Source organism: Mycobacterium scrofulaceum (assembly GCF_001667885.1).
Lineage (GTDB): Bacteria > Actinomycetota > Actinomycetes > Mycobacteriales > Mycobacteriaceae > Mycobacterium > Mycobacterium scrofulaceum_C.
Genome location: NZ_LZJW01000149.1, coordinates 19,292 through 33,135, shown reverse-complemented (window position 1 = coordinate 33,135; position 13,844 = coordinate 19,292). Strand labels below are relative to the sequence as shown.

At 68.8% G+C, this 13,844-nt stretch carries 12 protein-coding genes; 8 read left to right on the top strand and 4 right to left on the bottom strand.

Annotated elements, in window-relative coordinates; translation table 11 throughout:
* The first annotated feature begins 111 nt into the window (after window positions 1-111).
* Window positions 112-426 (top strand): hypothetical protein, encoded by a 315-nt coding sequence (locus A5681_RS26770; protein ID WP_082968481.1) that lies wholly within the window; start codon window positions 112-114, stop codon window positions 424-426.
* A gap of 146 nt (window positions 427-572) precedes the next feature.
* Here the strand turns inward: A5681_RS26770 and A5681_RS21655 are convergent, their stop codons facing one another.
* On the bottom strand, window positions 573-2,774 hold the full coding sequence (locus A5681_RS21655; RefSeq protein ID WP_067280169.1) for an acyl-CoA dehydrogenase: 2,202 nt from the start codon (window positions 2,772-2,774) through the stop codon (window positions 573-575).
* A 100-nt stretch (window positions 2,775-2,874) separates the two neighbouring features.
* On the bottom strand, window positions 2,875-4,008 hold the full coding sequence (locus A5681_RS21650) for an alpha/beta hydrolase (RefSeq protein ID WP_067280165.1): 1,134 nt from the start codon (window positions 4,006-4,008) through the stop codon (window positions 2,875-2,877).
* A 112-nt stretch (window positions 4,009-4,120) separates the two neighbouring features.
* Between A5681_RS21650 and A5681_RS21645 the strand changes: the two genes are divergently transcribed.
* From A5681_RS21645 to A5681_RS21630, 4 genes are all read left to right on the top strand, one after another.
* A complete protein-coding gene (locus A5681_RS21645) occupies window positions 4,121-4,702 on the top strand; it encodes a VOC family protein (protein WP_067280162.1) in 582 nt (193 codons plus the stop codon).
* Window positions 4,702-5,244 (top strand): hypothetical protein, encoded by a 543-nt coding sequence (locus tag A5681_RS21640; RefSeq protein ID WP_067280157.1) that lies wholly within the window; start codon window positions 4,702-4,704, stop codon window positions 5,242-5,244. The genes A5681_RS21645 and A5681_RS21640 overlap by 1 nt, the downstream gene beginning before the upstream one ends.
* Before the next feature lie 311 nt (window positions 5,245-5,555).
* Window positions 5,556-6,992 (top strand): condensation domain-containing protein, encoded by a 1,437-nt coding sequence (locus A5681_RS21635; protein WP_067280153.1) that lies wholly within the window; start codon window positions 5,556-5,558, stop codon window positions 6,990-6,992.
* 2 nt (window positions 6,993-6,994) lie between these two features.
* Window positions 6,995-8,344 (top strand): hypothetical protein, encoded by a 1,350-nt coding sequence (locus A5681_RS21630; RefSeq protein WP_067280150.1) that lies wholly within the window; start codon window positions 6,995-6,997, stop codon window positions 8,342-8,344.
* Between the two features lie 9 nt (window positions 8,345-8,353).
* Here A5681_RS21630 and A5681_RS21625 read toward each other — a convergent pair whose 3' ends face one another.
* Window positions 8,354-9,016 (bottom strand): TetR/AcrR family transcriptional regulator, encoded by a 663-nt coding sequence (locus tag A5681_RS21625; RefSeq protein WP_067280147.1) that lies wholly within the window; start codon window positions 9,014-9,016, stop codon window positions 8,354-8,356.
* Between the two features lie 81 nt (window positions 9,017-9,097).
* Between A5681_RS21625 and A5681_RS21620 the strand changes: the two genes are divergently transcribed.
* Window positions 9,098-10,003, top strand: coding sequence for an oxygenase MpaB family protein (locus A5681_RS21620; RefSeq protein WP_067280143.1), 906 nt, complete (start codon window positions 9,098-9,100; stop codon window positions 10,001-10,003).
* Between the two features lie 99 nt (window positions 10,004-10,102).
* Window positions 10,103-11,677 carry a PPE family protein gene (locus tag A5681_RS21615; RefSeq protein ID WP_067280141.1) on the top strand — a complete coding sequence of 525 codons (1,575 nt, stop codon included), beginning with the start codon at window positions 10,103-10,105 and terminating at the stop codon, window positions 11,675-11,677.
* 14 nt (window positions 11,678-11,691) lie between these two features.
* On the opposite strand, the gene A5681_RS21610 is transcribed toward A5681_RS21615, so the two are convergent.
* Window positions 11,692-12,111, bottom strand: a complete 420-nt coding sequence (locus tag A5681_RS21610) for a DUF4333 domain-containing protein (protein ID WP_067280138.1) — start codon at window positions 12,109-12,111, stop codon at window positions 11,692-11,694.
* 450 nt (window positions 12,112-12,561) lie between these two features.
* Here A5681_RS21610 and A5681_RS21605 point away from each other — a divergent pair, with 450 nt between their 5' ends.
* Window positions 12,562-13,695: an FHA domain-containing protein gene (locus A5681_RS21605; protein ID WP_067280135.1), complete on the top strand. Its 1,134-nt coding sequence runs from the start codon at window positions 12,562-12,564 to the stop codon at window positions 13,693-13,695.
* The last annotated feature ends 149 nt before the right edge of the window (window positions 13,696-13,844 follow it).

The window sequence follows — 13,844 nt, the reverse complement described above, 5'->3', positions numbered from 1 at the left end:
CTGTTTGTTACATAATTCACAGGACATATTCGGTGTGCGGATGTTGTTTGCCGGGAAACATCTAGCTAACGTTTTGTTTGTCGGCACCAGGTCCTGGAAGGAGCCCTTGCGATGACGCTCTCCACCCGATCGCTGCGCGGCTCGGCCGTGGGCGCAGTCGGTGCCGCTGCGGTGGCCGGAGCGCTGCTGGTTGGCGCCAGCCCCGCGGCCCAGGCTGCCCCGGCACCAAGTTTCGACACCAGCTTCACCACCGCCGGCCCCCACGGTGCGCCCGGCGGGCCCGGCATCATCCCTGACCGACCAGGCGGGGGTCATGGCGGCCATGGATGGGGTGGCCACGGATGGGGCGGGGGAGGCCACCCCGGATGGGGTTCGGGCAACCGCGGATTCTGGGCCCCCGGTCACTGGTGGAACTGGTGGTGGTGAACCACCTCCCCGCGGCAACCGGTCAACCTCGACGTGCCGATCCATTTCTAGGTTGACCGGCCCACGGGATGGGGGGGAAACCATGCCGGCCTGACCACCCCTCAGGTCGGCATGGCCCCTCTCCAGCGCCGGATCGCGATCGACGGTTAGGGATCGCGAGGAAGACCGAGCAGCCGCTCGGCGATGATGTTCAGCTGCACCTCGGAGGTGCCCCCGTAGATCGTGGTGGCGCGGCTGGCCAGCAGGTACTCGCCCCATTTGCCGGGCAGTTCGCCCGGGTCCCCGATGGCGGCGTCCGTGCCGAACGAGGACACCGCGAACTCCGCGTACCCCTGGCCGGTCCGCATCGACAGCAGCTTGGAGATGGCAGCCGACGGCATGGCATCCCCGCCGGCCAGCGTCAACAGCGTCGAGCGCAGGTTCAGCACCTTGGCGGCGTGGCCCTCGGCGATCAACTGACCGGCACGGTGTTGGGCGACCGGGTCGAACTGTCCGTCGCGAACGAACTCGACGAACTGGCCCAGCGTGGCCAGAAAGTTCGCCTCGCTGCTACCGATCGAAACCCGTTCCGCGGTAAGGGTATTGCGGCTGACCTCCCAGCCGCGGTTCACCTCGCCGAGCACGCACTCGTCGGGCACGAACACGTCGTCGATGTAGACGGTATTGAACATCGCGTTCCCGGTGAGCTCGCGCAGCGGCTTGACCTCGACACCCTCGCTGCGCATGTCCAGCAGGAAGTACGTGATGCCGTTGTGCTTCGGGGCGCTGGGGTCGGTTCTCGCCAGCAGCGCTCCCCAGTGCGAGAGTTGCGCCGCCGTGGTCCAGATCTTCTGGCCGGTGATCCGCCAGCCGCCGTCCGTCCGGGTCGCCTTGGTGCTCAGCCCCGCCAGGTCCGAGCCGGCGCCCGGCTCGGAGAACAGCTGGCACCAGATCGTCTCGCCGCGGAACGTCGGCGGCAGGAACCGCTGCTTTTGCTCCTCGGTCCCGAAGGCGACGATCGACGGGATGATCCAGGTTGCGATGCCCATCTGCGGGCGCTTGACCCGGCCGGCGGTGAACTCCTGGGCGATGATGATCTGCTCGACCGGACCCGCGGCGCGGCCCCAAGGTTTCGGCAGATATGGCAGCGTCCAGCCGCCCTCGGCGATGGCGACCTTGCGTTCGTCGCGCTCCATCGCCTTCAGCGCGCCGACTTCGGCCCGGATCTCCTCGCGCAATTTCTGGGTGTCGGGGTCGAGGTCGATGTCGACCGCGCGCAGGCCAGTGCTGGTGGCGGTGTGCACCACCTTCTGCGGGTACTCCGAACCGCGGCCGAAGGACGCCGCCAGGATCAGTGCCCGGCGGTAATACACGTTCGTGTCGTGCTCCCAGGTGAAGCCGATCCCACCGTGGACTTGGATGCAGTCCTGCGCGCACCGCTGCGCGGCGGCCGGCGCCAGCGTCGCCGCGACGGCGGCCGCGAATTCGACGTGCGAATCCGTGAGGTCCCAACCGTTTTCGTACGCTTCGTCGATGGCGCGGGCGGCATCCCATACCGCCGCGGTGGCCCGCTCGGTGTCCGCGATCATCTCCGCGCACTTGTGCTTGATGGCCTGGAACTGACCGATCGGCCTGCCGAACTGCTCGCGGATCTTGGCGTACTGCGACGCCGTGTCGGTGGCCCAGCGCGCCACCCCGATCGCCTCGGCGGAAAGCAGCGTCGTCATCAGCGCGTGCGCCGTGGCCATGCTCAGGTTGCACAATGCGGCGTCGGCGCCGACCTCGACGGCGTTGGCCCGCACGTGGGCGACGGGGCGCAGCGGGTCAATGCTTTTCACGGGCTCGATCTCGAGCTCCTCGGCGCGCACCACCACCCATTCCTCGCCGCTGTCGATCGCGACCGGCAGCACGAGCACCGACGCTTGCGCCGCCGCGGGGACCGCGCGGACCTCGCCGCGCAGCACCAGTGTGTCGCCCTGCCGCGTCGCGGTCAGCCCGCAGCAGTCCATCGCGTAGGCGGCGATCGCGGCGCCGGAGGCCAGTTCGGAGAGCACCTTCGCGTTCGGGTCGTCGGCGGAGATCAGGGCGCTGGCGATCGCGGACGGCACAAAGGGTCCGGGCACCGCGCCGTAGCCGAACTCGGCCAGCACGACGGCCAATTCGAGGATGCCGAAACCCTGCCCGCCCACGGACTCGGCGAGGTGCAGACCCTGCAGGCCCTGTTCGGCCGCCGCCCGCCAGTACGGCGGCGGGTTGTCGATCGGCGATTCCATGGCCGCGTGCAACGCCTCGGATGGCGCTATGCGCGTCACCAGCGACCGCACCGAATCGGCCAGGTCTTGATGCTCAGGAGTGATAGCGATCGGCATTGGTCGCCTTCCCATGCTTTCGAGTCGTGTCTCGGCCAAGCACCTTCCAAACTAACAACCGGTCGGTTGGTTGACCACAGGGGTTACCGGCGGGCGGCTCTCATCGAAACCGCTTGGCGATCCACTTGCTGATCAGGTCGGCCTGCTCGCCGCGGGCGCCCGGCGTAGTGAAGTAATGGTCGGTGTCAATCGATGTCATTGTCTTGTCGGGGCTGGCGAGCGCGGTGAAAATCCGTTGGGCATCGGACGGGAAGACACCGGTGTCGGCCTCGGCGTTGATCACCAGCGCCGGGCAGGTGATCCGCGCCAGGTGCGGTTCGGCGCGGGTCTGTGCCACCCGCAGGCTCCACATGCCCAGCCAACTGCGCAGGGTGCACGCCGCGGCGATGCCATGCGCGGACCGGTTCGCCTTAGCCGGCATACCCGCATAGCACATGTTCGGTTGACGCCGCGTCGGCTCGATGCCGGGGTCGACCATGCGGGGATCGGCCCACGTGCGCATGACGCTGAACGGGCGGTCGGAAAACCCCGCCGCGCGAACGCGTTTGAGTTCCTTCTCCGCCCAGTCGGTGATGGCGTGGTTGCGCGCGGTCTGCGCGCGCCGGTAGCGGTCGAGGAACTCCGGCGAATACGGCGGGCCGTTGCGGGCATTGAACAGGTCCAGGTCGGCGTCGGTGGCGACGGGATCGCTCTCGTCGACGACGGCGGCGTCCATCCAGGCGGTCAACACGTCGGGTCGCCCGGGATGGGCGGCGGCGGCCACGTAGCCGTCCGCGGGGGGCAACTCGGTCAGGCCCGCCGCGGGCCGCATCCCGTCCAACGGGGTCACGTTCGGCTCCACCGCCTGCGACTGATATGCGGCCATCAAGGAGCCACCGCCTGAATTGCCAAGTAGCACAACTGTTTCCACACCCTGAACCTCGCGCAACCAGCGCACGCCGACGCCGATGTCGACCAGCGCGTGGTCGAGCAGGAAACTGCTTTCGAAGCCGCGAAACCGGGTGTTCCAGCCGAGGAAGCCGACACCGCGGGTGGCCAGGTAGTCGGCGAGGTAGTGCTCGGAGAAGTCGATCTGATAATGCGTGGCGATCACCGCCACCTTGGGCTTGCGGCCCACTCCGCGGTGGTACAGCCCCTGGCAGGGATGTCCGCCCGCACCGGCGCGCCCGGCGGTGGGCGACGGCAGGCCGACGAACTCGCGGACAACTCCTGCGGCGGCGGTGTGAAGAGTCATTTCAGCGGGCCCTAATGGCTTCGGACATCTCGAAAGAAAACTCAAGCCGATGTTAGATTCAGAATTACAACTTGGCCAGGATGTCAAGCCGGGGACCGAGGGGAGCCGCGCGATGATCAAGCCACAGAACACCAACACGGAATTCGAACTCGGCGGAATCAACCACGTCGCGCTGGTCTGCTCGGACATGGCCCGCACCGTGGACTTCTACACCAACATCCTCGGCATGCCGTTGATCAAGTCGCTCGACCTGCCGGGCGGCGCCGGCCAACACTTCTTCTTCGATGCCGGCAACGGTGACTGCGTGGCCTTCTTCTGGTTCGCCGACGCACCCGACCGGGTGCCGGGCATCTCGTCGCCGGGCGCCATCCCCGGCATCGGCGACATCACCAGCGCGGTGAGCACCATGAACCACCTGGCATTCCACGTGCCGGCCGAGAAGTTCGACGCCTACCGCCAGCGGCTCAAGGAGAAGGGGGTGCGGGTCGGGCCGGTGCTCAATCACGACGAGAGCCCCATGCAGGTGTCCGCAACCGTGCATCCCGGGGTGTACGTGCGGTCGTTCTACTTCCAGGATCCCGACGGCATCACCCTCGAATTCGCCTGCTGGGTCAAGGAATTCGATTCCAGCGATGCGCAGGCCGTGCCCAGGACTGCGGCGGACCGCCGGCCCCCGGTGGCCGCCGGTCGCTGATGACCATCCTGACCGACGCGCAGATCGCGGCCCTGACGCCCGAACAGCGTCGGCAGCTCATCGCCCGACTGGAGAAACCGGTGGGTGACCTGATCGACCCGGCACTGCTGGCCCGGGTGCGGCGGATCCGGTTGAGCTTGATGGTCGGCGGCTCGATGGCGATGGTGCCCTGGCTGGGGTATCTGTCGGTGACGCTGCCGGAGAACTACGTCGCCCACAACTGGCCCCTGACATGGGTCGGTTTCGACATCCTGCTGGTCGGCTTCATGGTGGCGACGGCCGTACTGGGATACCTGCGCCGGCAGCTGCTGGTTCCCGCGGCGTTCACCACCGGGGTTTTGCTGATCTGCGACGCCTGGTTCGATCTGATGACGGCGGGGCCGAGGGACGTCTGGCTCTCGGTGGCCACCGCGCTGCTGATCGAGGTGCCGCTGGCGGCGTTCATGATCTTCAGCGCGCAGCGGCTGATGCGCCTCACGATGATGCGGCTGTGGTTGCTGGACCCCGGCATGCGGCTGTGGCAGCTGCCGCTCTTCCCCTGAGGCGGTAGGGGTTTGGCCCGCCGACTCCAACGGAAATGAAAAAGAGTACTGGCAAGGCGGGGCCGACACACTCCAATTGCGAATCTTCTCAAAACCCGGTGAATCACCGCATTCCTGGACTAACGTCCAATAGCAGCGACACAGGGGGGTGCAAGCGACGCCGTAAGTTCAGCCCGACCTACGGACTCACGTCGAAGAATCCCAACACGAAGGTTTATTCGTGCTGCGCGGAAAGTACATCGCCGCACGGCTTCTCGGCTCCTCCCCGTGCCGCACACAACATCGGCGCCGCAGAACGGGGACTGGGGGAGATGGTCGCACTCGGAAACATCTACGAATGGCAACCGGCCGAGGGGCCGCTCACCATGTGGACGGCTTCGCCCTCGGCGTGTGACGCGGCTCGCGCCGCGCGCCGAAGCGATCTGGCTCCGAGTTACCAACAGGCTCAACACCTCTGGGCCGCCTACCATGGCATTGCGATGAACCGGGCACTGCCTCGCCTGATGATCGTGTCCTGGGACATCCCCGGTACGTGTGACATCCCGGCGATGACGGCCGCGGTGAACGCGCACGTCCGCCGGCACGACACCTACCACAGCTGGTATGAATTCAATGACGGTGTCATCGTGCGCCGCGCGATCGAGGAGCCCGGCGTCATCGACTTCGTGCCGATGTCGTTCGGGCACAGGACGGTCGACCAAGTGCGCACCCACGTGCTGACCACGACCCCCGGAACGCTCGAATGGGGTTGCTTCACCTACGGCGTCGTCCAGCACGACGACTACTTCACCTTCTACGCGAGCGTGGACCATCTGCACATCGACGGCCTGTCCGCGGGCGTGATCTTCGTCGACATCCACCTGGCCTACCAAGAACTCGCGCAGGGACAGCGGTCGGCCGCGCTTCCGGAGGTCAGAAGCTATCAGGACTACACCGCGCGGCAGCGCGAGAAAGTCGCCGCGCTGACCCTGTCGTCTTCGCAGATCAAGGACTGGATCGCGTTCGCGCGCGACACCGACGGCGAATGGCCCAGCTTCCCGCTGCCGCTGGGCGACACGTGGACCAACAGCAAGGGCGACCTGGTGACCGTCGACCTGCTGGATGCGGCCGGCACGGAGGCCTTCGACGCCGTGTGCTGCGCGGCCGGTGCCCGATTCATCGGCGGGGTTCTCGCGTGCACGGCGTTGGCCGAGCGGGAATTGACCGGCGGCGCCGTCTATCACGGGTTCACGGCCAGGGACACCCGGACGCCGGGCATCGACACCATGACGGTGGGTTGGTTCGCCAGCCTGGTCCCGGTGACGGTGCCGACCGCGGGGACGACCTTTCCCGAGGCGGCCCGGGCCGCCCAGAAGTCTTTCGATGCGGCCAAGGATCTTGCCGGCGTCCCGGTCGAGCGACTGCTGGAGTTGGCGGCACCCGACGAACTCGGCATCAAGCTGCCCACCCGCCTGCCGATGATGCTGTCCTTCCTCGACTTTCGGAAGATCCCGCTGGCCGGGTTGTGGGCGGAGACGAATTTCGGCACCTACGGCGACAGCCTCTCCCATGGCGGTATCAACATGTGGATCAACCGCCACGCCGAGAAGACCACGGTGACGATGTCCTTCCCCGACAACCCGACGGCGCGCGAGTCCGTGGACCGCTACATCGCGACGCTGGGCGAGACGTTCGCACGCGTCGTCGATGCCACCGGGGGCCAGCCGGGCATCATCGCGCCGACCAAGAACGACGACGAGGCGGCCTAGCGATGAGCAATCTGCTGGACCTGGCCGATCAGACCCTTTTTCTCGGCGAGCGGGCGACCGCCACCACCAGTGTGGTGCAGGCGATCTGGGTATACGACCGCCCGATCGACATCGACGGTCTGCGCTCCTTCCACCGCCATCTCGGCCGGGGCCGCCTGCGCCGCCGCATCGAACGGTCCCCCTTGCCGTTCGGCCGGCATCGCTGGGTGGCACCCACCAACCAGTCGGACCTCGAGATCGTCGCGACGCCCCGGCCGCGCGATGACATCGATGCCTGGCTCGACGAGCAGGCGGGAAAGCGGCCGGACGCCGAGCACGGCCCAGGCTGGCACCTGGGGGTGCTGCCACTGACCGACGGTGGCGCGGCGGTGAGCCTGGTGGTGACCCATTGCCTCACCGACGGAGTCGGGCTGTGCGAGGCGCTGGCGGACGCGGCGTGCGGCCGCGACGACGCGATCGACTGGCCCGCAGCGGCTTCGCGGGGGCGGTGGCGGGCGCTGCGGGAGGACGCGCGCCAAACCGCGCGCGACACAGCCGATGTGGGCCGCGCCGTCGTTGCGGCGGCACGCATGGCCCGGGCCGGGCGCGACGCCACGGTGGCCGCCCCGGCCAACAAACGACCCGCGCCGCCCGCCGGGCCCGACCAGCCCCTCAGGCTGCCCATGGCGACCATCTTCATCGACGCCGACGAATGGGACGCCCGCGCAACCGCGTTGGGGGGAACCAGCAACGCGCTGCTCGCCGGGCTCGCGGCCCACCTCGCCCAGCGCGTGGGCCGGGTCGCCGTGGACGGCACGGTCAACGTGGGGATGCCCGTCAACGAGCGCACCCCGGGCGACACCCGGGCCAACGCGGTCGTCAACGTCGACGTCACCGTCGATCCCACGACCGCAACGACCGACCTCCGCGAGATCCGCGCCAGGATCAAGGAGGTGCTGTCCCGCCACGAGGATGAGCCCGACGAACGCTGGGCGTTGCTGCCGCTCGTCCCGCTGATCCCGCAACGTGTCATGCGGCGGCTGATCGGCGTGGTCACCGGCAGTGCCGTCACCGTCGTGTCGTCCAATCTCGGGTCGATGGACCCGGCGGTCAACCGGCCGGACGGCACCGAGGCCGACCACTTCGCGATGAAGACCGTGTATCCGGGCGTGACCACCGCCACCATGTGCCGCACCAACGGAGCGCTGGCGCTGCTGTCGGGACGGGTGCACGGCCGGGTCTTCGTCTCGTTCCTGGCCTACGAGCTGGGCCAGCACAATTCGGAAGCCCAGCTGCGGCGCCATATTTCGAGCGCCCTGAGCGACTTCTCGCTCACCGCGACCACGGGGTGGCGCACCGCCAGCCGCGTCTGAGACGGCGCGTCAGGAGTCCGCGCGCGGCTCCGCGGCCGACTCCAGCCGGTACAGGTCGGGCTCGGCGAGCTCGTCGAGCAGTGCGGCCAGGTGATCGACGAGCTGCTCGGGTTCGAGCCGGACGTCGCCGGCGAGCCAGGCGCTGATCGTCTGCCCGACGCCGCCGACCACGAAGTGCGCCGCGGCCTTGATCCGATCATTCGCCGGCACGCGAAGCGCGTCTCCGACGTGCTGGCCCGAGAGCATGGCGAACATGGCGTTGGATTCGGCGCGTTTGCGCGAGATCACCGGGTTGGCGAGTTGCGTGCTGAACAGCAGGCGCCCCAGCCGGGCGTTGCCGCTGATGGTGCGCACGATGTTGGCTATTCCCGCGCGCGTCTGCTCGTGCGCGGGAACGGCCGCGACGGCAGCCTGCGTGGTGGCGGCCAGATCGGCGACCGCCCAGTCATAAACCGCGCCGACGAATTCGTCCTTGTCGGCGAAGCTTTCGTAGAAGTACCGGGCGGCCAGGCCGGATTGGCGGCAGACTGCGCGCACGGTGACACCGGAGATGTCCCGCTGCTCGGCGCCGAGCAGCTCCAAGCCCGCGGCGAGTAGCCGGTTGCGGCGGGTCGCCAGGCGCTGCGCGGCCTCGACACCGCCGTACGGCCGCGCGCGCGAGGGCTCGTGCATGGAACCATCTTGACACCAACGCGCCGCCCGGACAGTATCAGGAAACAAGCGTTCGCAGATTAGAGGCACGGGGGCCTGACCATGGCAGTTCCTGTTCACCAAGCGGCCCGACACGTCGAGCGTGCGATCACCGATCCGCCCCGGCCCTCACCCGGCCGCCGGCGGCGGCGGGCGCTCGGTATCGACGAGGGGTTGATGGGCGTCGCGCTGTTGGCCGGCCCGGCGAACGTGATCATGCAGTTGGCGCGGCCCGGTGTCGGCTACGGCGTCATGGAGAGCCGCGTCGAAAGCGGCCGGGTGGACCTGCATCCGATCAAGCGGGCGCGGACCACGTTCACCTATCTGGCCGTGGCGACCAACGGCACCGACGCCCAGAAGAACGCCTTCCGCCGCGCGGTGAACCGGGCCCACGCGCAGGTTTACTCCACTCCCGAAAGTCCGGTGCAGTACAACGCTTTCGATCCCGACCTGCAGCTGTGGGTGGGGGCCTGCCTGTATAAGGGCGGGGTAGACATCTACCGGATGTTCATCGGCGAGCTGGAGGGCGAGGACGCCGACCGCCACTACCGCGAAGGCATGGCGCTGGCCACCACGTTGCAGGTGCCTCCGGAGATGTGGCCGCCGGACCGCGCCGCGTTCGACCGGTATTGGCAGGAGTCACTGGCCAAGGTGCACATCGATGACGCCGTGCGTGAGTACCTCTACCCGATCGCCGCCAGCCGGATGCCGGGGCTGACGCTCCCGCGCCGCCTGCAGCGCGCCTCCGACAGCCTGGCGCTCCTGATCACCACGGGTTTCTTGCCGCAGCGGTTCCGAGACGAGATGCGGCTGCCCTGGGACGCCGCCAGGCAACGGCGCTTCGACCGACTGATCGGCGCCCTCGCGCTGGCGAACCGCTGCTTGCCGCGGTTCATTCGGCGGTTTCCGTTCAACGTGTTGCTGGCCGACGTCGACCGCCGGATCAGGACGGGGCGCCCGTTGGTCTAGCGCGCGGCCCGGCGCCCACCGATCTGCCGAGTTGATAACGGAAATCATTTTCATTAAGCTCTCCTCTGCCTGGTAAGCCTTCCAGCTCGAGGAGTACCTATGACGGCGCCCATCTGGATGGCCTCGCCACCGGAAGTGCACTCCGCCTTGCTCAGCAGCGGTCCCGGCCCGGCCTCGCTCCTGGCGGCGGCGGGGGCGTGGTCGGAACTCAGCACCGAATATGTCTCGGCCGCAGCGCAACTCGACAGCGTTCTGGCCGCGACGCAGGGCGGCTCGTGGGAGGGGCCAAGCGCGGCTTCGTATGTCGCCGCGCACGCGCCGTATCTTGCCTGGCTGACGCAGGCCGGCGCGCACAGTGCGGCGGCGGCCGCCCAGCATGAGACGGCGGCGGTCGCCTACACCGCGGCGCTGGCGGCCATGCCGACGCTGCCGGAACTCGCCACCAACCACGTCGTCCACGGAGCCCTGGTAGCGACGAATTTCTTTGGCATCAACACTATTCCGATCGCGGTCAACGAGGCCGACTACGCGCGGATGTGGGTGCAGGCGGCCACCACGATGACCACCTACCAAGCGGTCTCCACAGCGGCGGTGGCGTCCACGCCGCAGACCGACCCCGCGCCGGCGATAGTGAAAGCCGACGCCAGCAGCCAAGATTCGGGCGGCGACATACACGACCCGACGATCGACAATCCGCTCGACGACTTCATCGCGAACATCCTCAGGAACCTCGGCATCAACTGGGACCCCGCGCAAGGCACCGTCAACGGCCTGCCCTACGACGCCTATACCAATGCTGGGGACCCGCTGTTCTGGGTGGTTCGTGCCTTGGAATTGCTGGAGGATTTCCAGCAATTCGGCTATTACCTGGTGCACAATCCGGCGCTGGCCTTCCAGTACATCGTTCAACTGATGCTGTTCGACTGGCCCACGCACATCCTCGAGATCTTCACCAGCCAGCCGGAATTGCTGGCCCCTGCGCTCCTCCTCGCGGCCGCCCCGTTCGGCGCCGTCGCCGGCTTCGCCGGGTTGGCGGGCCTGGCGGGCATGACCCCGCCCGCGGTCGCACCGGCGCAGTTGCCGGCGGCCGCCCCACCGGCAGGCCCCCCGCCGGTCGTCGCGATCGCACCGACCACCGTCGCGCCCGCCCCGGCCCCCGCTCCGGCCACGGCGTCGGCACCCGCTCCGACCGCGAGCACCGTCGCCGGCTCTGCTCCACCCGCTCCTCCGCCGCCGCACGCCGCGGGTTTCGCACCGCCCTACGTCATCGCCCCGCCCGGCATCGGGTTCGGGTCGGGAATGGGCGCCGCGGCCAGCTCCAGCGCCAAAAGGAAGGCGCCGGAACCGGATAGCGCGGCGGCCGCGGCGGCCGCGGCGGCACGCGGACAGGCCAGGGCGCGACGGCGCAGGCGCGCGACGCGGCGCGACTACGGCGACGAGTTCGCGGACATGAACGTCGACGTCGATCCGGATTGGGGTGCCCCGGGCGGCGAGGCTTCGGCGATCGCGTCGGACAACGGCGCCGGAAAGCTGGGGTTCGCGGGCACCGAACGTCGGGAGGCGGCCGGTGCGGCAACGGGATTGGCCACTCTGGACGACGACGAGTTCGGCAGCGGCCCAAGGATTCCCATGGTCCCAGGCACCTGGGACGCCGACGGCGGCGAGGCGGGTTAGCGCACGCGGCGCTTTTAGACCTTGGTGCCCTTCGGGGCGCTGACTTCATAGCTGCCCGCGTCGTCGGTGAAGGTGACCACGAACTGGTGTTTGAGGTGATCGATGGTCACCTGGCAGGTGAAGGTGCCCCCCTTGGTGACGGTCGGGTTCTGCCCGTCGTTGCAGGTGACGTCGCTGACGTCCCGGGCGCCGTAACCCGCCGGGTCGGACAAGACGTGCGCGACGCCGGCCTGGACGGCGGCGACATCGAGCTGCCTGGTGACGAATAATCCGGGGACCCAGAAACCCGCGATGGCCGCGATCGCGGCGGCCACGGCGGCCGCCGCGCCCAGATAAAGCGGCAGGTGCCCGCGGCGGGGTGTGCCGCCGGCCGCACGGAAGGTGGGCGGCGGTGCCCAGGCGTTCGCACCGATGGGTGGCTGCGGATAGGGCACGGGGTGGGGTCTCCAGGCGAGGGGGCGGGGCAGCGGCTCGGTGGGCGGCTCGTAGCAGCGTCCCGGTGCAACCGGTTGGGGGTTTTGCCGTGGCGCCATGGGCGAGTGTGGCTGCATCGAGGGGCCCTCTCTTCCGTTCGTCGCGGCGGATCAGCGCGCCGCTGCTTGAACTGTAACCGAAGCACCGGCCAGGCGCAACGTTTTTAAACGGTGCGGGATGTCGGAGCCGAGCGCGGCGGTAGTGTCCAGCGCGGCGCCGCTTTGAACTGCTCAGACGTGCCTAGTTGCGGCGCGGCGCGGCGTTCGGGCCGGGCCAGGGGACGACGACACCGCCGCCACGCGAGGGGTTTCCCGGGACCGGTGCACGCGCATCGGATGTAGCATGCAGCAGTGGTGCACCGAGTCCTACCGCAGCAGCATCGACCCGCCCACTCGACTGAGGAGCGATCAGTGACATTCGACCAACCGACGACCGCGCTCACGGTGCGGATCGGCCAGGCGACGCGCACCCTGGCGCCCGCGGCCGGCGTCGCCATCATCGGGCGAGACGCCGGGGCCACGGTAGCGGTGGACGACGAGCGGATCTCGCGGTCACACGTTCGGCTCGAGCCGCACCGCGATGGCTGGCAGGCCTTCGACACCAGCACCAACGGAATGTTCGTCGACGGAATACGCCGCAGTTCGGTGCAGATCACCGGAGCCACGACGATCTGTCTCGGCGCGCCCGACGGGGTGACGGTGACCCTGACCCCGCAGCACCGATCGAACGTGCCACCCGAGGAGTCGACCCAGGTCATGCGCCCGTTCGAAGCCGAGGACGAGCAGTGGTGGGACGACGAAAGCGACCCCGGCGTCGTGCGCGCGGGCAACGCGGTCGCCGAGCGGCGTCAGCAGCTGGGGATCTCCCAACGCAGCTTGGACCGCGACGGAATCATCAACGCGGGCGCCCTGATCAATTTCGAGAAGGGTCGCAGTTGGCCGCGCCGCGCCACGCTGGAGAAGCTCGAGCGAGTGCTGGACTGGCCCACCGGCCACATCACCCGAATCCGTCGCGGCGCGACTCCGCCGCCCACCGGAGGTCCCATCAGGACCGGCGGGCCGGTCGCGGGCGCCGGCGAGGAGGCCACCGAGTCGTTCACCGACTCCGTTCAGGCGCCGCTGATGGCCGAGACGGTGGAACTGGCCATGCACACCCTGCTCACCGCCATCTCCGAGTTGCCCGAGCCCACCCATCCCGACTTCAGCCCCAAGGCCACGAAGACCCTGGCCGACCTGCGCAGGCTGGAGCGGCTGGCATCGAGCGCCGCGCGCAATGCCAAGGGCAGCCCCTCGGTCATTTTGGCGTTGAGCGGCGTGCGCCGCAGTTACAACGACTTGATGATGCGCGCGGCGCGCTCACCGGGGGCCACCCTGGGCCAGCGGCTCTACGGCGCGCGCCACCGGGCGGAGTTGAGTCTCGAGGAGGCGGCCAACGGCGCCGGGCTGCCGGTGTCCGTCCTCGAAGACGCCGAGGCCGAGCGCCCCATCGCGCCGGAGGCCGCACGCGCCATCGAGAACCTCATCGCCCAGCTGACGATCAGTTAGCGCGGCGGGCGCGCTGTGCGCCCACGCGGCCTGGCGCCGCAAATGCTTTCGGGCATTGTGGTTTTCGAACAGGGCAACCCAATTCCAAACCAGCACGGACGCCAGGCTCCACCACCCGGCCAGCAGGTTGTGGAGCAGGGCGTTGTCCA